Annotated in this window: 26 protein-coding genes and 1 pseudogene; 17 read left to right on the top strand and 10 right to left on the bottom strand. The window is 68.2% G+C overall.

Annotation, left to right across the window (positions count from 1 at the left end):
• On the bottom strand, positions 1–879 hold an 879-nt coding region (locus A5695_RS12420; protein ID WP_231974802.1), incomplete at its 3' end, for an NAD(P)/FAD-dependent oxidoreductase.
• 49 nt (positions 880–928) lie between these two features.
• Positions 929–1,552 (bottom strand): TetR/AcrR family transcriptional regulator, encoded by a 624-nt coding sequence (locus A5695_RS12425; protein WP_068081820.1) that lies wholly within the window; start codon positions 1,550–1,552, stop codon positions 929–931.
• 71 nt (positions 1,553–1,623) lie between these two features.
• On the opposite strand from A5695_RS12425, the gene A5695_RS12430 reads away from it, so the two are divergent.
• Positions 1,624–2,109, top strand: coding sequence for a DUF2834 domain-containing protein (locus A5695_RS12430; protein WP_068081823.1), 486 nt, complete (start codon positions 1,624–1,626; stop codon positions 2,107–2,109).
• Here A5695_RS12430 and A5695_RS12435 read toward each other — a convergent pair.
• Positions 2,106–2,426 (bottom strand): helix-turn-helix domain-containing protein, encoded by a 321-nt coding sequence (locus A5695_RS12435; protein ID WP_231974803.1) that lies wholly within the window; start codon positions 2,424–2,426, stop codon positions 2,106–2,108. The genes A5695_RS12430 and A5695_RS12435 overlap by 4 nt on opposite strands.
• 136 nt (positions 2,427–2,562) lie before the next feature.
• On the opposite strand from A5695_RS12435, the gene A5695_RS12440 reads away from it, so the two are divergent.
• The gene (locus A5695_RS12440; RefSeq protein WP_197515469.1) at positions 2,563–3,048 is read left to right on the top strand and encodes a carboxymuconolactone decarboxylase family protein; all 486 of its coding nucleotides are present in this window, start codon (positions 2,563–2,565) and stop codon (positions 3,046–3,048) included.
• Positions 3,049–3,073: 25 nt separating this feature from the next.
• Here the strand turns inward: A5695_RS12440 and A5695_RS12445 are convergent, their stop codons facing one another.
• Positions 3,074–3,643, bottom strand: coding sequence for a class I SAM-dependent methyltransferase (locus A5695_RS12445; protein ID WP_068081908.1), 570 nt, complete (start codon positions 3,641–3,643; stop codon positions 3,074–3,076).
• A gap of 55 nt (positions 3,644–3,698) precedes the next feature.
• Between A5695_RS12445 and A5695_RS12450 the strand changes: the two genes are divergently transcribed.
• On the top strand, positions 3,699–4,457 hold the full coding sequence (locus A5695_RS12450) for a helix-turn-helix transcriptional regulator (RefSeq protein WP_068081833.1): 759 nt from the start codon (positions 3,699–3,701) through the stop codon (positions 4,455–4,457).
• On the opposite strand, the gene serS is transcribed toward A5695_RS12450, so the two are convergent.
• Positions 4,454–5,713, bottom strand: coding sequence for a serine--tRNA ligase (gene serS, locus A5695_RS12455; protein ID WP_068081838.1), 1,260 nt, complete (start codon positions 5,711–5,713; stop codon positions 4,454–4,456). The two genes, A5695_RS12450 and serS, sit on opposite strands and share 4 nt — an antisense overlap.
• Positions 5,714–5,824: 111 nt before the next feature.
• Here serS and A5695_RS12460 point away from each other — a divergent pair, with 111 nt between their 5' ends.
• From A5695_RS12460 to A5695_RS12470, 3 genes and pseudogenes are all read left to right on the top strand, one after another.
• A complete protein-coding gene (locus tag A5695_RS12460) occupies positions 5,825–7,195 on the top strand; it encodes a septum formation family protein (protein ID WP_068081841.1) in 1,371 nt (456 codons plus the stop codon).
• Between the two features lie 4 nt (positions 7,196–7,199).
• Positions 7,200–7,615 (top strand): annotated as a pseudogene (locus A5695_RS12465) (metallopeptidase family protein).
• Positions 7,612–7,803, top strand: a complete 192-nt coding sequence (locus A5695_RS12470) for a hypothetical protein (RefSeq protein WP_068081847.1) — start codon at positions 7,612–7,614, stop codon at positions 7,801–7,803. The pseudogene A5695_RS12465 and the gene A5695_RS12470 overlap by 4 nt, the downstream one beginning before the upstream one ends.
• A gap of 7 nt (positions 7,804–7,810) precedes the next feature.
• Here A5695_RS12470 and A5695_RS12475 read toward each other — a convergent pair whose 3' ends face one another.
• Positions 7,811–8,497, bottom strand: coding sequence for a histidine phosphatase family protein (locus tag A5695_RS12475; RefSeq protein ID WP_068081849.1), 687 nt, complete (start codon positions 8,495–8,497; stop codon positions 7,811–7,813).
• Positions 8,494–9,450 carry a prephenate dehydratase gene (gene pheA, locus A5695_RS12480; RefSeq protein ID WP_068081852.1) on the bottom strand — a complete coding sequence of 319 codons (957 nt, stop codon included), beginning with the start codon at positions 9,448–9,450 and terminating at the stop codon, positions 8,494–8,496. The genes A5695_RS12475 and pheA overlap by 4 nt, the downstream gene beginning before the upstream one ends.
• Before the next feature lie 87 nt (positions 9,451–9,537).
• Between pheA and A5695_RS12485 the strand changes: the two genes are divergently transcribed.
• Both A5695_RS12485 and A5695_RS12490 read left to right on the top strand, forming a co-directional pair.
• Positions 9,538–10,332, top strand: coding sequence for a DUF2470 domain-containing protein (locus A5695_RS12485; RefSeq protein WP_068081855.1), 795 nt, complete (start codon positions 9,538–9,540; stop codon positions 10,330–10,332).
• A 36-nt stretch (positions 10,333–10,368) separates the two neighbouring features.
• Positions 10,369–11,571, top strand: a complete 1,203-nt coding sequence (locus A5695_RS12490) for an LCP family protein (protein WP_068081857.1) — start codon at positions 10,369–10,371, stop codon at positions 11,569–11,571.
• Here the strand turns inward: A5695_RS12490 and A5695_RS12495 are convergent.
• Together A5695_RS12495 and A5695_RS12500 are read right to left on the bottom strand one after the other, a co-directional pair.
• Positions 11,568–12,389 carry a glycerophosphodiester phosphodiesterase gene (locus tag A5695_RS12495; RefSeq protein WP_068081861.1) on the bottom strand — a complete coding sequence of 274 codons (822 nt, stop codon included), beginning with the start codon at positions 12,387–12,389 and terminating at the stop codon, positions 11,568–11,570. The two genes, A5695_RS12490 and A5695_RS12495, sit on opposite strands and share 4 nt — an antisense overlap.
• Positions 12,386–13,432: a DUF4328 domain-containing protein gene (locus tag A5695_RS12500; protein WP_082946038.1), complete on the bottom strand. Its 1,047-nt coding sequence runs from the start codon at positions 13,430–13,432 to the stop codon at positions 12,386–12,388. The genes A5695_RS12495 and A5695_RS12500 overlap by 4 nt, the downstream gene beginning before the upstream one ends.
• Before the next feature lie 454 nt (positions 13,433–13,886).
• On the opposite strand from A5695_RS12500, the gene A5695_RS29040 reads away from it, so the two are divergent.
• The 9 genes from A5695_RS29040 (at position 13,887) to rraA (ending at position 19,619) form a co-directional block, all read left to right on the top strand.
• Complete coding sequence (locus tag A5695_RS29040) at positions 13,887–14,042, top strand: hypothetical protein (protein ID WP_197515470.1); 156 nt, start codon at positions 13,887–13,889, stop codon at positions 14,040–14,042.
• 163 nt (positions 14,043–14,205) lie between these two features.
• Positions 14,206–14,829 carry a superoxide dismutase gene (locus tag A5695_RS12505; RefSeq protein WP_068081865.1) on the top strand — a complete coding sequence of 208 codons (624 nt, stop codon included), beginning with the start codon at positions 14,206–14,208 and terminating at the stop codon, positions 14,827–14,829.
• Positions 14,830–15,025: 196 nt separating this feature from the next.
• Positions 15,026–15,559: a hypothetical protein gene (locus A5695_RS12510; protein ID WP_046186040.1), complete on the top strand. Its 534-nt coding sequence runs from the start codon at positions 15,026–15,028 to the stop codon at positions 15,557–15,559.
• Between the two features lie 613 nt (positions 15,560–16,172).
• A complete protein-coding gene (locus A5695_RS12515) occupies positions 16,173–16,571 on the top strand; it encodes a helix-turn-helix transcriptional regulator (protein ID WP_068081870.1) in 399 nt (132 codons plus the stop codon).
• Positions 16,572–16,706: 135 nt separating this feature from the next.
• Positions 16,707–17,363 (top strand): DUF6474 family protein, encoded by a 657-nt coding sequence (locus tag A5695_RS12520; protein ID WP_068081872.1) that lies wholly within the window; start codon positions 16,707–16,709, stop codon positions 17,361–17,363.
• Between the two features lie 23 nt (positions 17,364–17,386).
• Complete coding sequence (locus tag A5695_RS12525) at positions 17,387–18,067, top strand: YcnI family protein (protein ID WP_068081875.1); 681 nt, start codon at positions 17,387–17,389, stop codon at positions 18,065–18,067.
• A complete protein-coding gene (locus A5695_RS12530) occupies positions 18,064–18,573 on the top strand; it encodes a copper resistance CopC family protein (RefSeq protein WP_068081881.1) in 510 nt (169 codons plus the stop codon). The genes A5695_RS12525 and A5695_RS12530 overlap by 4 nt, the downstream gene beginning before the upstream one ends.
• A gap of 96 nt (positions 18,574–18,669) precedes the next feature.
• Entirely contained in the window at positions 18,670–19,110 is a 441-nt protein-coding gene (locus A5695_RS12535; RefSeq protein ID WP_068081884.1) for a nucleoid-structuring protein H-NS, read from the top strand.
• 29 nt (positions 19,111–19,139) lie between these two features.
• The gene (gene rraA / locus A5695_RS12540; protein ID WP_068081889.1) at positions 19,140–19,619 is read left to right on the top strand and encodes a ribonuclease E activity regulator RraA; all 480 of its coding nucleotides are present in this window, start codon (positions 19,140–19,142) and stop codon (positions 19,617–19,619) included.
• Here rraA and A5695_RS12545 read toward each other — a convergent pair.
• The gene (locus A5695_RS12545; RefSeq protein ID WP_068081891.1) at positions 19,616–21,085 is read right to left on the bottom strand and encodes an NAD(P)/FAD-dependent oxidoreductase; all 1,470 of its coding nucleotides are present in this window, start codon (positions 21,083–21,085) and stop codon (positions 19,616–19,618) included. The two genes, rraA and A5695_RS12545, sit on opposite strands and share 4 nt — an antisense overlap.
• Positions 21,086–21,149: the final 64 nt, after the last annotated feature.

Raw genomic sequence — 21,149 nt, forward strand, 5'->3', positions numbered from 1 at the left:
TTCGGCTTGGGTGTCCCGGATGGCGACACCATGCAGATGAAGAAGCTGCGCGGCGGTATCGGGGCGCTCACCGCGCATCTGGGCGAGCTGCTGGAAAGCCACGGCGGGGAAGTCCGGCTGCGATCCAAGGTGACTGAGATCCTGGTGACCGACGGTCGCGTGCGCGGTGAGCGCCCCGATACCGCCGCGCAGCTTCTTCATCTGCATGGTGTCGCCATCCGGGACACCCAAGCCGAAGGCGAGCGCGGCCGCGCTGCCCGGCGTGGCCGGCCCGCGGTACAGGGTATTGACGGCCAGCACGGTCATCGAGCCGCGCAGCGCACCGTGCTTCTCGCGGTCGGGAAGGTAGCGGTCCAGCACGTCGGTGACCGAACCGAAGAGCATGTCGTCGATCGCCGAGCGTTCGAATTCGTTTGTGGCGCAGGCATACATCTCGTCGAATGTCTTGGGCTCGGTTCCTGCCTCGAACCTGCCCAAAGCGCGGGTGGGCGCTTGACTCCAGGCCATCAGCCCCGCCATCCCGTTGACCGCGTCCGCCCCGTGCACCTCGTTGAGGTGAGTGAAGAGCTTGATCGGATCGCTGTACTGGATCAGCGGATCGTCGCCGACACCGCGCACCGCCACCGACATCACGTCCAGGTCGATCGTCGGCAGGGTGTCCAGGCCGAGCTCCTCGACGACCACCGTCGACGTGGGGAACTGGACCGACCCGGCGATCTCGAACCGGTATCCGTCGAAAAGCTCCACCGTGGACGCCATTCCGCCGGCGTACAGCTTGGAATCCAGGCACACCGTGCGCAATCCCGCCTTTTGCAGCAACACCGCCGCCGCCAGGCCGTTGTGGCCGGCGCCGATAACTATCGCGTCGTAATCAGACATGTCCTGACCTCCCGCACAGCAGGCTGGCATCCGGCGAAAGTTTTGTCAATTATGACGAAACTGTGCTGACCCAGGTACCGGAGATGCCCTCTCGCAGCGCTTCCAGCGCGACATGCGACATCCGCGCCAGCTCCCCCAGGGAGCGCTCCTCGCCAACCATCCACGCTTCCATCGCACCGAACACCGCGGCGGCGATGCACCGGGCGGTCACGGTGATCCGCAGCCGCGCATCGGGCTTTCGTGGCGCCGGGCAGCTACGCCTTTCCAGTTGCGCCTCGATGGCGTCGGCGAGGTCGGCTTGCACGTCGCGGATGTGGCGATGAATGCGGTCCTGGTCGAGCTCGCCACCGCGCATCGCGGCGATCTTCGCCACCGCCTCAACGTCATAGGGGAACGCGAAGATGGCCGACTGAACGGAATCGATGACCGGTTCGTCGGCGGGTCTGGCGTCCAACGCGGCACGAAACCAGTTCAGCCCGGTGTAGTCGGCAAACAACAGATCGTGCTTGGAGCTGAAGTGCCGATAGAAAGTGCGTAGCGAGACTCCGGCGTCGGCCGCGATCTGTTCGGCCGAGGTGTCCTCTACCCCCTGGGCCAGGAAACGGACCATGGCGGCCTGGCGCAGCGCCTCACGGGTGCGTTCGCTGCGCGCCGTCTGTGCGGGCCTGACCATGCAAGTAAGGTACCCCAACCCGCCTTTTGTCAGTATTGACAAAACTTTGGCGGCCGGGCGAGACTGCGGCCATGGTCTCGCTTCTTGTGCATGCAGTTCTCGGGCTCAGTGTCATCGGCTGGATCGTCGCCTCGAACCCGAAGGTCGTCGCCCGGCCGGCCGGCGGGCCGTTGTTCTCCCCGCTGGAATGCGTGTATTACGTCGTCGGCATCGCTTCGGTTGCCCTGGGCTGGTACTTCAACGTCACCTACGTCCAGGAGTACTCGCATGGATCCACAAATCCGCTCTGGGGCGAGCACGGGAGCTGGGCCGAATACATCCGGCTGATGTTCACCAACCCCGCCGCGGACTCCGCGAGCCAGGACTACACGATCGCGAATGTGATTCTGCTGCCGCTATTTACGATCGTGGACGGCTCTCGCCGCGGGCTCAAGCACCCGTGGCTGTACTTCGTCTCCAGCCTGTTCACCAGCTTCGCGTTCGCGTTTGCCTTCTACTTCGCCACCATCGAGCGGCAGCGCCGCCACGAACACGCCCGCCAATCGGTGGACGCCTAGCTTCCCTCCGCCCAGCGGCGGGACCACCGCTCCAGCGGATCGAGGGCCTCGCCCAGCGACAGGCCGGCCTCGCTGAGCTCGTAACACTGGTCGGCGCGCTGGACCACCAGCCCCGCGTCCGTCAGTTCGCCGAGCCGGTCATACAACACGCTGGGAGACATGCCGTCGCAGCGCTCGCGCAAGGCCCGTGCCCCCAGGGGCCCATCGCGAAGCTCCCACAGGATCCGCAACGACCAGCGCCGACCGAGCAGATCGAGGGCCGCCATGAGCGGCCGCCCGGTTGTCGACCCCCGCACCGGCCGCCCCGGCCGAGCCACCGATTGACGTTTCGGATTTCGTAACGTAAGTTTCTCGTCCATGGTTACGGAAATAGTAACGCCCCGCATCGCCGTCCTCGAACCGCCGTACGAGCGCGCGGTGGCGGCACAACTTCAGAAAATGATGCCGCCGAATGTGCCGCCGATCGCCCTGTTTCGCACCGTGGTGCACAACATGCCCATGGCCGAGGCCATGACGCTGTGGGGCGGCTACGAGCTGAGCCGCTCGTTGTCGCTGTCCCTTCGTGATCGTGAGATCGTGATCGACCGGACCTGCGCTCGCTGCGGCTGCGAGTACGAATGGGGCGTGCACGTCGCGTTTTTCGCAGAGAAGGCGCGCCTCGATCGCGAGCAGGTCCGCTCCTTGACCCATGGCGGCGCCGACGATTCCTGCTGGACGGCCGAACGAGATCGCCTCCTCGTGCGGGCCGTAGACTCGCTCTGCGACCGTCGCGACATCGACGACGCCCTGTGGGCGGCGCTGCGCGGCGAGTTCGACGAATGCGAGATCCTCGACCTCACGATGCTGTGCGGGTGGTACCACGCGATCAGCTTCACCGCACGTGCCACCCGGGTCCCGCTCGAGCCGGGCAGCCCCACCTTCGCCGGCATCCGTCACTGATCAGTCTGAGCGCGGCCGTCCACGCTCAGCTCGGTTTGCTCGCGCGCCACCGTTGCCGCCCCCCGGACGGGTCGACCTGCACGTCCGCGAAGCCCACCTTGAGCAGCCGCGCGCCCAGCTCCTTCGGCGCGATCGGATTGTAGGTGTCGGCGACGTGGAGCAGCCGGAAGGTCAGGGACGGGACACCGTCGCTACCGGCGAAAGTCCCGCCCGGCTGCAGCACCCGCAACGCCTCGGAGAAAAGCCGGTCCTGCAATTCGGTGCTGGGAATGTGGTGCAGCATCGTGAAGCACACCACCGAGCTGAAGTGGTCGGCGGGCAGCCCGGTGGCGGTGCCGTCGCCGTGGATGACACGGGCCCGGTCGCCGTAGCGGTGCTGCAAACGCTCGGCCATCGCGGCATCGACCTCGACGGCGGTGAGCGAATTCGCCCTGTCCAGCAGGGCGCGCGTCGTCGCGCCGTATCCCGGGCCGATTTCCAAAGTGCGAGAGCCCAATTCGACGCCGTCCAACGCCCACGGCAACAGCTGATCGGCCACCGCCTTCTCCCAACCCGTCGAGCTGCACCGCCGCCGGTGCACGAGATTCATCGCCATGACGGCCACGCTAGGGGACCGCACGCGCTGCACGCTTCCGATATTCTGCCGTGTTATGTCGGAAATCAGCCACCACGGGCCGGCGACCTCGTCGCAGGCGCTGACGCCGGGGGCCCGAATCGAGCGGCACCGACACCCGTTGCACCAGATCGTCTACCCCTCCACGGGCGCGGTGTCCGTCACCACCCCGGCGGGCACCTGGATCACGCCGGCGAATCGCGCGATCTGGATACCGGCGGGCTGTTGGCATGAACATACGTTCCACGGCCACACGCAATTTCACGGCGTCGCGCTGGACCCACGGCGCTACGGTCGCGAGCCCGCCGCGCCGGCGGTGCTGGCGGTCAACCCCTTGATGCGTGAACTCATCATCGCGTGTTCACGGACCGACGGAACCGACACCGACGAGCACCATCGGATGCTGGCGGTGCTGCACGACCAGGTGCGCAGGGCCAGTCCCGGTGAGCCCCTGTGGCTTCCGACACCGGTCGACGGCCGGCTCCGCGACGCGTGCGAGTTGATCGCCGACAACCTGCGTGCGCCGTTGACGTTGGAGCAGATCGGCCGCCGGGTCGGGGTCGGCCAACGCAGCCTGAGCCGCCTGTTCCGCGACGAGCTGGCGATGACCTTTCCGCAATGGCGCACCCAACTCCGGCTGCAACGCGCCCTGGTGCTGCTCGCCGAGCGTCGCGACGTCACGTCGGTGGCATCCGAATGTGGTTGGGCCACAACGAGTGCCTTCATCGACACCTACCGGCGGGCCTTCGGGCACACGCCGGGCCGGGCGATCGCGAAGGCGCCGCAGCGCCCCTAGCCGGCGGGCTCGAGCAGCTCGGTGCCCACGAAGGGCACCAGAGCGTCGGGCACCCGCACGCTGCCGTCGGGCTGCTGGTGGTTTTCCAGGATCGCCACCAGCCACCGAGTGGTGCCCAGCGTGCCGTTGAGCGTAGCCGCAGTCTGCGGCTTGCCGTTGTCGTCGCGGTAGCGCGTGGAAAGCCGGCGTGCCTGAAACGTGGTGCAGTTCGACGTCGACGTCAGCTCGCGGTAGGCGCCTTGCGTGGGAACCCATGCCTCGCAATCGAATTTGCGTGCGGCCGACGACCCGAGATCGCCTGCGGCGACGTCGATTACGCGATAGGGCACCTCGATGCGCGCCAGCATCTCGCGCTGCCAGCCCAGCAGCCGCTCGTGTTCGGCCTCCGCGTCGCCCGGCGTGCAGTAGACGAACCCCTCGACCTTGTCGAACTGGTGCACCCGGATGATGCCCCGGGTGTCCTTGCCGTAGCTGCCGGCCTCGCGGCGAAAGCACGACGACCAGCCCGCGTACCGCAGCGGCCCGCCGGACAGATCCAGGATCTCGTCGGCGTGGTAGCCGGCCAACGGCACTTCGGAGGTGCCGACCAGGTAGAGATCGTCGGCCTCGACCCGATAGATCTCGTCGGCGTGAGCGCCGAGGAATCCCGTGCCGGCCATCACTTCGGGGCGCACCAACACCGGCGGGATCATCGGGATGAAACCGTTCTCGACGGCCAGGCGCAGGGCCAGCTGCAGCAGCCCCAGCTGCAGCAGCGCGCCGCGCCCGGTCAGGAAGTAGAAGCGCGAACCGGATACCTTCGCGCCGCGCTGCATGTCGATGAGGCCCAGGGACTCGCCGAGCTCCAGGTGGTCCTTCGGGTTCTCCAGCGCGGCGGGCTCGCCCACCACGTCCAGGACGCGGAAGTCGTCTTCCCCGCCGGCGGGCACCCCCTCGATCACGACGTTGGAGATCGCCATGTGCGCAGCGTTGAACGCCGCCTCCGCCTCGGCCAGCCCGGCCTCGGCGGCCTTCACCTGCTCAGCCAGTTCCTTGGCGCGCGCCAGCCTGGCCGGTCGCTCATCGGGAGACGCGGCGCCCACGCTCTTGCTGGCGGACTTCTGCTCCGCGCGCAGCGCGTCGGCGGACGAAATCGCCGCCCGCCGGGCGGCGTCGGCCGTCAGTAAGGCGTCGACCAGCGCCGGATCCTCGCCGCGGTCGAGTTGGGAGCGGCGCACGGCGTCGGGGTCTTCCCGGAGCAGCTTCAGGTCGATCACGGCCCTGAGACTACTTTTTCGCCTTCGGCCGGCGGGCAGAGCATCCACCCAACACCATCCCAGGACTCACATCAGTAACGTTTGTCACATCACACAGGCGCTGCTGTCAGAATGGAGCCGATGTCGCAAGCGCCCGAGACGGACCTTCCGGAAGCACCGGAGGCCGACGCCCCTACCGCCACCCCGCAACGGTCACCGGCGGGCTTCCGGTGGCCGCGCAGCCTGCAAGCGCAGGCCACGCGGCGCGCCCTGTTGTTGACCGCGCTGGGCGGCCTGTTGATCGCCGGGGTGGTCACCGCGCTGCCGGTCGGCGGCACCGGCCCCGGCCGGCTGTCCGGCTACCTGGACGGCAACCCCGTGCCCACCACCGGGAACAAGAGCGATGCCGCCTTCAACAAGGCCGCGAGCGGCGACTGCCTGATGTGGCCGGACACCACGCCGGAGTCGGCCAAGATCGTCAGCTGCGCCGACGACCACAAGTTCGAAGTCGCCGAGTCCGTCGACATGCGGACATTCCCGGGCTCGGAGTACGGGCCCAACGCAGCTCCGCCGTCTCCCGCTCGCATCCAGCAGATCACCCAGGAGCAGTGCGAGTCCGCCGCGCGCAACTACCTGGGGACCAAGTTCGATCCCAACAGCAAGTTCATCGTCAGCCTGCTGTGGCCCGGCGACCGGGCCTGGCGCCAGTCCGGCGAACGCCGCATGCTGTGCGGCCTGCAATTGCCCGGCACCAACAATCAGCAACAGGCCTTCAAGGGCAAGGTCGCCGACGTCGACCAGTCCAAGGTTTGGCCGGCCGGCACCTGCCTGGGCATCGACCCGACGACCAACCAGCCGATCGACGCTCCGGTCGAGTGCGCCGCACCGCACGCGATGGAGGTAACCGGCACCGTCAACCTGGCCGAGAAGTTCCCCGGCGCGCTGCCGGCCGAGCCCGACCAGGACGGCTACATCAAGGACCTGTGCACCAAGATGACGGACGCCTACCTCGCTCCGGTCAAGCTCCGCACCACCACCCTGACGCTGATCTACCCGACCGTGCCGCTGCCCAGCTGGACGGCCGGCAGCCGCGAGGTCGCCTGCAGCATCGGCGCGACGCTGGGCAACGGCGGCTGGGCCACCCTGGTCAACAGCGCCAAGGGACAGCTGCTGATCAACGGGCAGGCGCCGGTGCCGCCGCCCGACATTCCCGAAGAGCGGCTCACCCTCCCGCCGATACCGCTCGAGGTACCGGCTCAGGCCCCACAGAGCCAGGCCGGCCCCACCCCCGAGATCCCGCCGAACAACCAGCACCTCCCGGGTCAGCAGCCGGCCGTGACTCCCCAGGCGCCGGAAACCAACTCCCCGGCCCCGCAGGCGCCACCGCCCGCGGACGCCGGAGCGCCGCCACAGGCCCCGCCCCCCGCAGACGGTGGGGCGCCGCCACCGCCGGCCAACCCTCCGCAGGAAGCACCCCCTGCCCCGGCGCCCGCGGGAGGCTAGCCGAGTGCCCGTGCGGATGGATCCGCAACGGTTCGAGGAGCTAGTCTCCGACGCGCTCGACCTGATCCCGCCCGCGCTGGCGGCGGCGATGGACAACGTCGTCGTACTGGTCGAGGACCGCCACCCCGAGGACCGCGAACTCCTCGGGCTCTACGAAGGGGTGGCGCTGACCGAGCGTGACTCCGACTACGCCGGATCCCTGCCCGACGCCATCACCATCTACCGCGAGGCGCTGCTGGACGTCTGCGAGTCCGACGACGACGTCGTCCAGGAGGTCGCGATCACCGTGATCCACGAGATCGCCCACCACTTCGGCATCGACGACGACCGGCTGGAAGAACTGGGCTGGGCCTGACCCCTCGGTTCTGTGGGCGCGGCATCCCGGATTTGTCCGCCGCCGGTGCTATGAACGGGTTATGAGTGCTGACTGCCGCGAGTGCCGGGCGGGCTTGGAGCACTGTCACGGCACCATCATTCGCCATTCACTGCGCCGCTCCGAGTGCACGGAGCCGGATTGCTTCAGCCCCGAGTTGTTGCCGCACGCCTTCGTCGTCGACTGCGACGCCGTCGGCTGCGGATGCTCGGAAGCCATCGCGGTCGCCGTCTGACCGAGCGTCAGCCCATCGGGTCGGTGCTCGAGTGCACCGCGTCCGCGACCGGGGTCGCATCGGCTTCGGGGTAGAACGGCGGCGTCAGGCTTCCCCACCGCACGCAGCTCCACCGCCCGTCGGTGATGGGCGCCAACACCACCGATTCGGCATTGTCGAGGTGGTGGTCCAGCGCAAAGCCGGCGTCCACGCCGGCCAGCACGGCGGCGGCCAGCCGGATGGCCGCGCCATGGCTGACGACGACGATGTCGCCGGTCCAGTCGCGGTCATCGAGGTAACGCAGGCGCAGGTCGGTGAGCACCGGCACGTAGCGGTCCAGCACGTCGTTGCCCGTTTCCCCGCCGGGCAGCCGGATGTCGAGATCGCCGTGATGCCAGCGCTCGTAGATCGCGTTGAACTCCGCGACCGCATCGTCGTCGCTGCGGTTTTCCAGCCCCCCGACCTGCACCTCGTGAATGCCGGGCACCTCGACGGGCGCCATCTCGAGTTCGCCGCCGATGACCCCTGCGGTCTGCGACGCGCGGATCGCCACCGAGTGGGCCAGCAGCGCCGGCCGGCCCGTGCCGCGGGCGAAGGCGCGGGCCTGGTCGCGGCCCAACGGCGTCAGTTCCGCCCCGGGCGGCCGGGTGTCCAGCCTGCGTTCGACGTTGCTGTAGGACTGGCCGTGTCGCAGTAGCACCAGCCGCCCGGTCATCGCTCCATTCCCCCGGCCACGGTGTCGGTGTCGGGCTTTCCTTCGCGTAGCCGCGCGAGCCAGCGCGCCGCCTCGTCGGCCGCCGGGGGCAGCACCCCGGCGGGCGAGCCGGTCGGCCAAGATCCCAGGTATCTCACATCGTCACAACGACGGTGCAGCGCCTTGAGTGCCTCGGCGACGGCGTCGTCGTCAATGTGGCCGACACAGTCGGCGAAGAACATGTAGGTGCCCAGCGCGGTCCGGGTCGGCCGGGATTCGATGCGGGTCAGGTCGATGCCGCGGATCCCGAATTCGGTCAGGGCGCCCAGCAGCGCGCCCGGAGCGTTGTCGACGCGCAGCACCACCGCGGTGCGGTCGGCGCCGGTGCGAGCCGGGGGCGGCCCGGGCAGGCCGACCAGAAGGAAGCGGGTGCAGGCATTGGGTTCGTCGACCACGCCCTCGGCCAGCGCGGCCAACCCCCAATGGGCGGCGGCCAGCGGCGAGGTCACCGCGGCGTCGGCCTGGCCCTCGGCCACCTGCCGCGCCGCGTCGGCGTTGGAGTACGCGGGCCGCAGCTCGGCATCCGGTAGATGGGCCGCGGCCCAGTGCCGCACCTGCGCGGCCGCCACCGAGAACGCCGACAGGGTGTGCACATCGGCGGCGGTGCGGCCGGGTCGGACGACGATGGTGAACGCGACGTCCAAGGTGGTTTCGGCGAACACCTGCAGGGGCGAGCCGATGGCCAGGCTGTCGAGGGTGGGCGTCACGGACCCGTCGATCGAGTTCTCGATCGGGACGCACGCGTACTCGGCGCCGCCGTCTCGGACGGTGTCCAGCGCCGCGGCGGTGCTGTCGACGGGCAGTCGCCGGACCTCGTGGCGGCCTTGTCCGGGAATCAGACGGGCGGCCGTGATCTGCAACAGCGCCGCCTCGGTGAAGGTCCCTTCCGGACCGAGGTAAGCGATGCGGACCACGCCCCAACCCTAGCGGCGCGCGACCCCGAACGGCTCTTGCGGCGCTCCGCCTTGTAAGTTAACTTAGGCTTACCTAATATAAGGAGAATGGTGTTACCGCTGACCGCCTGCCCCGCCCCGACGACTGCCGAACGCATCCGCAGCGCGTGTGTCCGCGCCGGCGGTGCGCTGCTCGCCCTGGAGACCGGGCCCGCGCGCCAGGATCCCGTCGTGACCCCGGTGCATCACCTGCTGCCCGACGGGTCCTTCGCGCTCGCCCTTCCCAGCTCCGACGACACCGTCGACGGAGCACAGGCGCTCCTCGAGCTGACCGACTACGCTCCGCTGCCGCTGCGGGAACCGGTGCGCTCGCTGGTGTGGGTGCGCGGACGCGTGCAGGAATTCCACGCCGCCGAGATCGCCAAGACGGTCGATTCGATCGCCGCCGAGTGGCCGCACCCCGCGCTGCTCCAGGTCGATACCCCGCGGTGCGCGCCGTCGGACGGGAAGGACCCGCGCTACACGCTGTTCCGCCTGGAGATTGCGTCCGTCGTCGTCACCGACGCCACCGGCGCCGAGCCCGTCAGCGTCGAGGACCTCCTCGCGGCTCGGCCCGACCCGTTCTGCGAGGTGGAGTCCAACCTGCTGTGGCATTTGGACACCGCCCACAGCGACGTGGTTGCGCGGCTGGTGTCCCGGTTGCCCGCGCCCTTGCGCCGCGGGCAGGTGCGTCCACTCGGGCTCGATCGCTACGGTGTGCGGTTCCGCGTCGAAGGTCCGGACCGCGACCACGACGTCCGGCTGCCGTTCCACAAGCCGGTGGACGACATGACCGGGTTGAGCCAGGCCATCCGGGTCTTGATGGGCTGCCCTTTCATCAACGGTCTACGCGCCCGCTCGTAGTCGAACCGCGGGCGCACCGGCCGGTAGGTTAACCGGGTGAACGGCGATCGACCACCGCACCGGGCGCGCCCACCGGGGCCACCCGGGCGGAAGCCGCCCGAACCGCGCACCGAGCCGTCGCAGGTGATCCGGCGAGGGGCGCCCCCACCGGCCGCGGCCGAACGGACCACACCGCTGCGGCGTACGGCTCCGGCACCGCCTCCCGCCGCCCCGCCCGTATCGGCCACCCGTCCATCGGCGGGACCACCACCGCGGCCCGCCGCACCCCGACGCCGACACGGCTGGCGTCGGTGGATCCGGGCGCTGGGTTCGACCCTGGTGATCGGCTCGCTGCTGGCCGGCATCGCCGTCGTGTGCGGGTCGATCTGGTTCGACAGCCGACTGCACCGCGACGAGATCCTGACCGACTACCCCGGACGCCCCGTGCATGGCCGCGGCACCAACTGGTTGCTTGTGGGCTCGGACAGCCGCGAGGGACTCAGCCCCCAACAACAGGATGACCTGGCCACCGGCGGTGACATCGGCAGCAGTCGCACCGACACCATCCTGCTGGTGCACCTGCCCGAGTTGTGGTCCGACGGGCGGGTGACGTTGGTGTCGATACCGCGCGACTCCTACGTTTCGATCCCCGGCCACGGCAAGGACAAGATCAACGCCGCCTTCTCGATGGGTGGGGCATCCCTGCTGGCGCAGACGGTGGAGGAGGCCACCGGGCTGCGCCTCGACCACTACGCCGAAATCGGGTTCGGCGGATTCGCCGGGGTGGTCGACGCGCTCGGCGGGGTGACGGTATGCCCCACGATGCCGCTCAACGATCCATTGGCCGGCATCGACCTGCCCGCCGGTTGTCAGAAACTCAACGGCCGCAACGCGCTTGGATACGTCCGCACGCGCGCCACCCCCCGGGCGGACCTGGACCGGATGGTCAATCAGCGCCAGTTCGTGGCGGCGCTGCTGCAGGCCGCCGGCCGCCCCGCGGTGTGGCTCAATCCGTGGCGCTGGTACTCGGTGCCGCGCGCGGTCGCCGACGCGCTGACCGTTGACCGCGGCGACCATGTGTGGGACCTGGCCCGCCTGGGCTGGGGGCTGCGCGGCAACCCCACGACGCTGACCGTCCCGATCGGCGAGTTCACCAGTGGCGACGCCGGATCGGTGGTGGTGTGGAACCACGACGAGGCGAGCCGACTGTTCGAGGCACTGGAAGCCGACGCGCCCGTCCCCACGGCTCCGCCGGACTAACCGCCCGCGCCGGCCCGCCCGTTCTGCAGGTAGGCCTTCGTGCGGCCCGGGTGGTGGGTGGCGAGCCAGGCCACCCCGACGTCGCGGCAGAAGTCGAGGTCTTCGTACTCGTCGACGTTCCAGCAGTAGACGGCGCGGCCCTGGGCGATCGCGCGGTCGGCGAGTTGGGGATATTCCTTCAACGTCGCCAGCGAGGGCCCGACGGCGGTGGCGCCGACGGCGGTGGCCGCGCCGCTGGTCAGGTAGCGCGCTGTCTTACCGAGCAGCACGGTCGGCAGCAGCGGTGCGGCTCGCCGGATCCGCCAGACCGCCGCCGCCGAGAACGACATCACCACCGCACGGGACCGGTCGGCGGAGGCGGGCGCGGCAATGCCGAACCGGTGCAGCAACGCGAGCAGCTTGGTTTCCACCAGCGAGCCGTACCGCACCGGGTGCTTGGTCTCGATGAAGAGCTTCACCGGCCGATGCCAATCCAGCACGAGCGACACCAGGGCGTCCAGCGTCAACAAGCTGGTGTCACCGTGCGTGCCATCCTCGCGCCAGCTGTCATGCCACGCCCCGTACTCGAGCTCGCGCAACTCGGCTAGGGTCATGGTGCTGACCAGACCGGCCCCGGTCGACGTCCGGTCCAACCGGCGGTCATGCACGCACACCAGGTGGCCGTCCCGGGTCAGCCGCACGTCACATTCCACGCCGTCGGCGCCCTCTTTGAGCGCGAGATCGTAAGCGGCCAGCGTGTGTTCGGGCCGCGCCGCCGATGCGCCGCGGTGGGCCACCACAAAGGGATGCCCGGCGAGCACCTCCTCGGCCCACGTCATACGCGTAATGCTGCCGCTTCCTGCCCCTCCAACTCAACCGGACCCGGCGTCAGCGCCCGATCTTCGGAGACCACGACCCAGCGGTGCGCGGGCCGCTCGACCGGTTTGCGCTCGAACCCCTCGAAGACCCGGGCCGCTGCGGCCACCGTCAGCGCCGCGAGCAAGTAGGCGAAAACCATCGTGATGGTGTTGTTCGCGATGCCTTGGGCGTCACTGGTGAAGCTGGTCGCCATGGCGAAGACGGAGATCAGGTAGCTGGCGACCCACGCGATCCACCACTCGACGATCGGGCGGCGGACGCGGGCGTAGTGCCCCTCCAAGATCGCCAGCTCGATGACGTAAACCGGCGCCCACAGCAGGTTCGCCAGCGGTACCACGCATCCGGCCCACAACGCTCGGGTTGACCGCGGCTCCGGCAGGCCATGATGCGCGAACACTGCCGCACGGCGGGCGATCAGCCACCGGATCAACAACGCCCCCGACGCGAGCACCGCCGCGATCGCGGCCACGCTGGCCAGCACGCCGAGCCAGTCCGCGGCGGCGGCGACCCAGGAGTTCAGCAGGGTGTTCCGGTTGATGACCAGCAATACGTATCGCACGACGTAGACCAGGGCGGCGATGGCGAGCACGAGCACGCTCACGAACAGCGTGGTGCGAATCATCGGCGCCGATGGCCCGGGGCGGGTGGGACCACCAGCCGCCCCGGCCGTTGGCTCGACGCGATCGACCAGACCCCACCGCGGCATTACCGCGTAGCGCGGCGTCGGGCCGAGAGGACGCCGGCCGCGCCGGGGAGGCGGCGCGGCGCCGGGACGCACCGCGATCCAGCGAAAGCCCGGCGGCAGCTTCGGCGGCGTGCGCTGCCAGCCCCTGGCCGCGGGCGGTCGGCTCGCAGGCGCCGCAGAGTGCGGGCTCCACCGTGGGTCGGGCGCCCGCGTTTCCGCCAGAGGCGCCATCAAGGCTCCCCGGCAACGTGGACACCATTCGCGCTGCCGTTCGCGCACGTTCCACCGAGTGCCGCACTGGGAGCACACCTGGATCACCGGACCAGCGTAGCCTCGCGACGATCGGCTGCGCGTGCGGCGAGCTGCGGGGTGCCGCGAGACGCCGGGAGCGGCTGGAGGCCCCGCCGTCGGCTATCTATCCGGCCGCCCCGACTATCCACAGTTTCCACAGGTTTATCCACATGCGGAGAGTGGGTAACGGAAGCGTTACTACAGCTTCACCGGCTAGCCGTGGTTCAACATGTGGATAACAGCGCGGCCTCGGCGCATGCGTTGGACAGCCCAGAACGGCCGTCGAGCGAAATGGATTGCCTTGCTAAGCACCCCCGGGCCGCGCCACAGCCCTGGCCCTCGCCCCAGGAGGGTCGGCGGCAACCCGCAGCTCAGAGCCTCGTTTTCCAAGCCCGCCCGGAAGCGCTATGATCGCGTTCGCGCAAAAAGTATTGTGACTCACCTCACTACCGGGAGGTGAGGAGCGGGTGAAAGGCGATTGATGGCCACGCATTCGTTCGGTCCGGGTTCTCCGGCCCCGTCCAAGTCCTACGCGGGATCGCCCGCGTGGAATCACAGCCACAGCGTGGCCGCATTGCGCGCGGGGCTCATCGCGCTGGCGTTGCTGGCGGTTCTGCTTCTCATCGTTCTGTCTTGAATCGACGTTGTGTCTTGAACCGACGCTGAACGGGTATCCGCCTTTCGGCTCATCGCGGTCATTCTTGCGGTCCGCGCAGTCATAGAGCAGGGTTGTCTACGGCTGGCTGCCGCTTGGCAGACCCGCAAATGAGCGTTAGAAGACAATCGAAGAAAGGAACGCCGTGGCTGAATACACCCTGCCCGATTTGGACTGGGACTACGCAGCGTTGGAACCGCACATCTCGGGTCAGATCAACGAGATCCACCACAGTAAGCACCACGCCACCTACGTCAAGGGCGTGAACGACGCCGTCGCCAAACTCCAAGAGGCGCGCGCCAACGATGACCACGCCGCGATCTTCCTGAACGAAAAGAACTTGGCGTTCCACCTCGGCGGCCACGTCAACCACTCGATCTGGTGGAAGAACCTGTCGCCGGACGGCGGGGACAAGCCGACCGGCGAGCTGGCCGCTGCGATCGACGACGCGTTCGGATCGTTCGACAAATTCCGCGCGCAATTCAGCGCCGCCGCCAATGGACTTCAGGGTTCGGGCTGGGCGGTCCTGGGCTATGACACCCTCGGGAACAGGCTGCTCACTTTCCAGCTCTACGACCAGCAGGCCAACGTCCCGCTCGGCATCATTCCTCTGCTTCAGGTCGACATGTGGGAGCACGCCTTCTACCTGCAGTACAAGAACGTCAAGGCGGACTACGTCAAGGCGTTCTGGAACGTCGTCAACTGGGCCGACGTGCAGAAGCGGTACGCGGCCGCCACGTCGAAGGCCAACGGACTGATCTTCGGCTGAGCCGGATCCCAATCGACAAGGGCGTCGCGCGGCTGCGCGGCGCCCTTGTCGTTTTTTGCGCCATTGCGAATTGGGCACCCGAGAAGGTGTCCGCCTTTGGCCGTGTCGGGTTGCACGGCACCGAACCCGCAGGCATGCTTAATTATTCGAGCTACCAGTGTGGTTAATCGGACGGAGGCGTCGCGCGGAGGTCGAAATGGAGACTGGGTCTGACCGCCCGATAGGGGTTTCCCCTTTCCATGCTCGTGGTGCCCTGAAAGGGTTCGTGATTTCCGGACGTTGGCCCGATTCGACCAAAGAATGGGCGCAATTGTTGATGGTCGCGGTCCGCGTCGCGTCACTGCCCGGATTGCTTTCCACTACAACGGTGTTCGGCGCCCGCGAGGAACTCCCAGAGGAGCCCGAGCCGGGCACGGTTGGCCTGGTGCTCGCCGAGGGTACGGTCTTCGGTGAATCGGCAATCCAGCCAGGCTATTTCGCCGATCACCAGCCTCCCGCGCTGCTGATGTTGCACCCGCCCTCCGAGACCACGCCTTCTCTGCCGGAATGCAACGGCGCGGCGTCGGGATGCGTCCTGCTCCCCGGATTGCCCTACCTGGGGCTGGAGCATCGAGCGGCCTGGGTGGAAGCCGAGGCCGACGGCACGATCACATCCATGGTGAGCCGCGTCGGAGTCGATCCCATCAGCCATCCCGACACCGCCATCCTGGCGATGCTGCTTGCGGCATAGCCATTTACTTCGGCGTAAATTAGCAAATTACGGATTCCCGGCACTAGTCGCCGCACAACCGCGCTATTCCGATTCGGTGTGCACGACGCTCCGATAACCTCCCCCGCGGTCTATTTGCGGCATGCCGCCGCACGCCATTCGCTTTCCCCGGCTGCGGCGCTGGAAGGCCGGCGCGAGGGCGCCTCGGATGCAGCCTTCGCGGCGCACCGCCGACCGCGCATTCACACATTCGACACGTTCAGAAGAGTGATTTCGGCATGCGGCCCGTATCCGACAGCAAATAAGGCGTTAAGCAATCATAAATTGCTGCCCGGTTGCGGTGCGACCGCCCAGCACGCACGCACCCCAACCTTGGGTGGGCCCGCGGCCTCCGGCCCGCCACCTCGGACCAGATGCCGAATTCTGCGGATAACCTGTGAGTTTCGCCGATTTAGTGGACACCCCAGCGAATCAGTTAGACGCTCGTCAAGTGCGGTATCGGCAAGCTCCAGCTACGCCCGGACCGAATCCGGGGGGGTTTGCAACTGTTTCGGGACACAAACCCCCGCTACCATGATCAGCAAATACACCTAGGTAATAGTTCACTTCTACAGCCCAGTGGAGGTCAAATCCGATGAGCACGACGTTCGCTGCTCGCCTGAACCGCCTGTTCGACACGGTGTATCCACCGGGACGGGGTCCGCACACCTCGGCTGAAGTGATCGCGGCGCTCAAGGCGGAAGGCATCACGATGTCGGCTCCCTACCTGTCGCAACTGCGTTCGGGGAACCGCACCAACCCGTCGGCGGCGACCATGGCCGCGTTGGCCAACTTCTTCCGCATCAAGCCGGCCTACTTCACCGACGACGAGTACTACGAGAAGCTCGACAAGGAGCTGTCCATCCTCGCCACGATGCGCGACGACGGTGTGCGCCGGATCGCCCTGCGCGCATCCGAGTTGTCCCCCGAGGCCCAACACGAGGTCATGCAACGGGTCAACGAGCTGCGTCGCGCCGAGCACCTGGACGCTTAGCGGACGCCAGCCCGCGACCGGCCGCCCGGTCCTACCTGGAGGGCTCCTGGCCGCCCAGTCCGATTAGGGTTGGCTCACGGGATCGCGCACGCCCGCGAGCGATCGTCCACGAGAGACCGGGGAGGCGGTGAGGGTATGGGCCTGTTCCGCAAGCGAAAGAGTCGCGCGACGCGTCGCGCCGAAGCCCGTGCGATCAAGGCTCGCGCCAAGCTGGAGGCCAAGCTCGCCGCCAAGAACGAGACCCGCCGGTACAAGGCCGCCCACCGGGCGGAGGCCAAAGCCCTCAGGGCGCAGATCAAGGCCCAGCGGGACAGCAACCGCAATGCGCTGAAAATCGCCGAGGCCGAGCTCAAGGCGGCGCGCGAAGGGAAGATCTTCTCGCCGACACGGATCCGTCGCACGCTGACGGTGTCCCGGCTGCTCGCGCCGATCCTCACGCCACTCATCTACCGGGCCGCCGTCTCGGCGCGCGCCCTGATCGATCAGCGTCGCGCGGATCAGCTCGGGATCCCGCTGGCGCAGATCGGGCAGTTCTCCGGCCACGGCGCGCAGCTGTCCGCCAGGATCGCCGGGGCGGAAAAGTCCCTGCGGACGGTGCAGGAGAAAAAGCCCAAGGATGCCGAGACGCGGCAGTTCACGTCGGCCATCACCGAGCGGCTCACCGACCTGTCGGCGGCTGTCACCGCCGCGGAGAACATGCCGGCAGCCCGCCGGCGGGCGGCCCACGCGGCTATCTCGGCGCAGCTCGACGGGATCGAGGCGGACCTGATGGCCCGGCTCGGGCTGAGCTGATCCACCGAATGCGGCGGTTTGGCATGTCGATCCGAGCGCGGCGGCTGGCCCGCCTCCCCGCCGCGGTCGTCGCCGCCCTCGCCCTCTACGCCGCATCGGCCGCACAGCTTCCGGCGGCGTGGGCCCACGTACATGCCAGCAGCGACAACGCGGCGCGCGGCGCCATGGCCATCGTCACCTTCGAGGTGCCCAACGAATCGAACACGGGCGCGCTGACCACCGCGCTGAGCGTCGCCCTGCCGGACGTGGCCGCTGCGAGCACCGAAAGCGCCCCGGGGTGGACGGCAAGGCTGGATCGTGATGCGTCATCGGGCGCCGTGCGCTCGGTGACGTGGACGGCCGCGCCGGGCGGCGGCATCGGGGTCGATCAGTTCGCGCTGTTCCGCGTCTCGATGAAGCTGCCCGATACCGACACCGTGAGTTTCCCGGCCACACAGACCTACTCCGACGGCACGGTCGTCAAGTGGGACCAGCCGCCGCAACCGGGTGGCGGTGAGCCGGAGCACCCGGCGCCCACGCTGACGCTTGCCGCCGGACCGGTGGGCTCCCACGGTCACCATCCGGCTTCTGCCACGCCGTCCGACCAGGTTTCCGCCGCGCCGCCGCCGAAACCCGCGGACAACACTGCCCGCATGTTGGGTGGCGCGGCCCTGGTCGTGGGCGCGCTGGGAATTTGTCTGGCGCTGATCCGCCGCCGGGCATGAGACGGTGGGCGATTGCCGCATGCGTCGGGGCCCTGTGGGTGATCGCGACGATGACCGCGCAGGTGGCCTCGGCGCACGCCGCGCGGGTCTCGACCGATCCGGCCGACAACGCGGTCCTCGCGACGGGGCCCGAGCGGGTGAGCGCCACGTTCAACGAACAGCTGCAGACCACATTCGCGGCCATGACCGTCGTCGGGCCCGACGGCAACGTGTGGTCCGCCGGCGACCCGGCGGTCCGCGGCGCGGTGGTCGGGATCGGCGTACGCCCGTTGGGCCCGGCCGGTACCTACACGGTGAACTACCGGGTCACGTCCGCGGATGGGCACGTTGTCTCCGGATCCTGGTCGTTTCGGCTGACGGTCCCCGGCACGGGCACACCCCGGCCCTCGGCCGCAGGTGGCACGGCCGGGGGCCGGGACCCGGGCGTCCCGGTCTGGCCGTTCATCGTGGTGGCGGTGGCGCTCGTCGCCGGCGGTGCCCTGTGGGCGGTGCGGCGCCGACCGTGACCGGCGGCAAAGGCACCCGCGTGTGTGCTGGCATGATGGGTCCGAGGAACCCGCGTGGGCTAGAGAACTACTGAAGATTGCTCGAGGAGCGGCCGCATGGCAGAACCGCAGGATCAACCCAATATCGAGCCCGACGGCGATTCCACCCCGCCGCCGGAAAAGAAGCCTCCGGCCAAGGCGGCCAAGAAAGCCGCGAAAGCCCCCGCCAAGAAAGCCCCCGCGAAAAAGGCGCCCGCCAAGAAGGCGCCCGCCAAGAAAGCCCCGGCGAAAAAGGCGCCCGTCAAGGGCGCCGAGCCCCCGGCAAAGGCCCCCGCGCCGGCCCTCGAGGTGCTACAGCGAATCGAAAGCAACGGCGACCTCGCCGCGGCCGCCAAAGACGCAGCGGCACAAGCGAAATCCACTGTGGACGCCGCCAACAACCCGGTATCGCCCGACGCTCCGATGGAGGTCCTGACCCAGTCCCGGTTGCCGTTGATCGTCGCTCTGGCGGTCAGCCTCCTGGCGATCCTCTTGATCCGGCAGCTGCGGCGCCGCTGACCGGCCACCGAGTCGCTACGGTGTCAGACGTGACCGTGTCCTTCCAGCCCACCGCCGACCTCGTCGACGACATCGGCCCCGACGTTCGAAGCTGCGATATCCAATTCCGCCAGTTCGGTGGCCGCTCGGATTTCGCCGGACCCATCAGTACGGTGCGGTGTTTTGAAGATAACGCGTTGCTGAAATCGGTGCTTTCCCAGCCGGGTGCGGGCGGAGTACTGGTCATCGACGGCGGTGGCTCCCTGCACTCTGCACTGGTCGGAGACGTCATCGCCGAGCTCGCGCGCTCGAACGGCTGGGCCGGTCTCGTCGTCAACGGTGCGGTGCGTGACGCCGCCGCGCTGCGCGGCCTCGACATCGGCATCAAGGCGCTGGGCACCAATCCGCGCAAGAGCACCAAGACCGGTGCCGGTGAGCGGGACGTCGAGATCACGCTCGGCGGAGTGACCTTCGTACCCGGCGAGATCGCCTACAGCGACGATGACGGTATCGTCGTCGTCAAACCCTAAACCGCAACGGGCGCACGCTTCTTCGCGAATCGCAGGCCCTCGTCGGCAACCTTGCCGCGACGGATCGTGCGCATGTCGAAGAAGTAGTTCTGCTTGAGCCGCCAGGGCGCACGCGACCCCGACTTGGGCAGCATGTCCATCGCCCGCTGGAAATAGCCGGGGCTGAAGTCCATGAACGGCAGTTCGTCGACGTCATCGCCGGGATGCTGCGGCTCCACGAAGTCGAAACCTTCTGCGTCCATGTAGTTCAGCAACCGGCAGACGAATTCGGAGACCAGGTCGGCCTTTAGCGTCCACGACGCGTTCGTGTAGCCGAAGGTGATCGCGAAATTCGGCACGCCGGAGAACATCAGGCCCTTGTAGGTCATCAACGACGTCAGCTCGATCGGCTCGCCGTTCCTGGTGGGCTTCACACCGCCGATCAGCTGCATGTTCAGACCCGTTGCTGTGATGATGATGTCGGCCTGCAGCTCCTCGCCTGAGGCGAGTTTGATGCCTGTCTTGGTGAACCGGTCGATGGTGTCGGTGACCACGTCCGCCTTGCCGTGCCGGATCGTGCGAAAGAAATCACCGTCCGGCGCCAGGCACAGCCGCTGGTCCCAGACGTTGTACCGCGGCCCGAAGTGCTTCTCGACGTCGTAGCCCTCGGGCAGGCGACGCTTGGCCATCGTCATCAACGTCTTGCGCATGTAGGCGGGAGCCTTCCGCGACAGCTGGTACTGGAACGTGCTGAACACGATGGCCTTCCAACGATTCGCGACGTGCGCCAACCGGTCCGGCAGCAGCCGGTTGGCGCGTTCGGCGAACGGATCAACCCCGGGCAGCGAGCCGATGTAGGTCGGCGAGCGCTGCAGCATCGTGACGTGACCCGAGCCCGAGTTGACCAGCGCCGGGATCAGGGTGATCGCGGTGGCACCGGAGCCGATGACGACGATCTTCTTGCCCGTGTAGTCGAGGTCTTCAGGCCAGTGCTGCGGGTGGACGATCCGGCCCTCGAAGTCCTCGGCGCCGGGGAAGGTGGGCGAATAGCCCTCGTCGTAGTTGTAGTAGCCGGTGCACGCGAACAAAAACGAGCAGGTGAGTTCGCGCTCCTGGCCGTCGGACTCGACGGTCAGCGTCCAGCGGTTGTCGGCATCGGACCAGTCGGCGGCCAGGACGTGCTGACGGTACCGGATGTGCCGGTCAATCTCGTTCTCGACCGCGGCCTCCCTGATGTAGGCCTTGATGTCGGGGCCATCGGCGATCGACTTCGCCGAGAGCCACGGCTTGAACCGGAACCCGAGGGTGAACATGTCCGAGTCCGACCGGATGCCCGGGTACTTGAACAGGTCCCAGGTGCCGCCCAGATCGTCGCGGCGTTCGAGGATCGCGAAGCTTTTGGTCGGGCAGCGCTTTTGGAGATGCCACGCCGCGCTGATGCCCGAAATGCCGGCGCCCACGATGATCACGTCAAGGTGCTCACTCATGCGGTCACGTTATCAACGGCATGTCGACATAGTCAACAGGGTGTCGACACTTTCGACAGCGTGT

It is taken from the genome of Mycobacterium sp. E1747, from assembly GCF_001667775.1.
In the GTDB taxonomy this organism is placed as follows: Bacteria; Actinomycetota; Actinomycetes; order Mycobacteriales; family Mycobacteriaceae; genus Mycobacterium.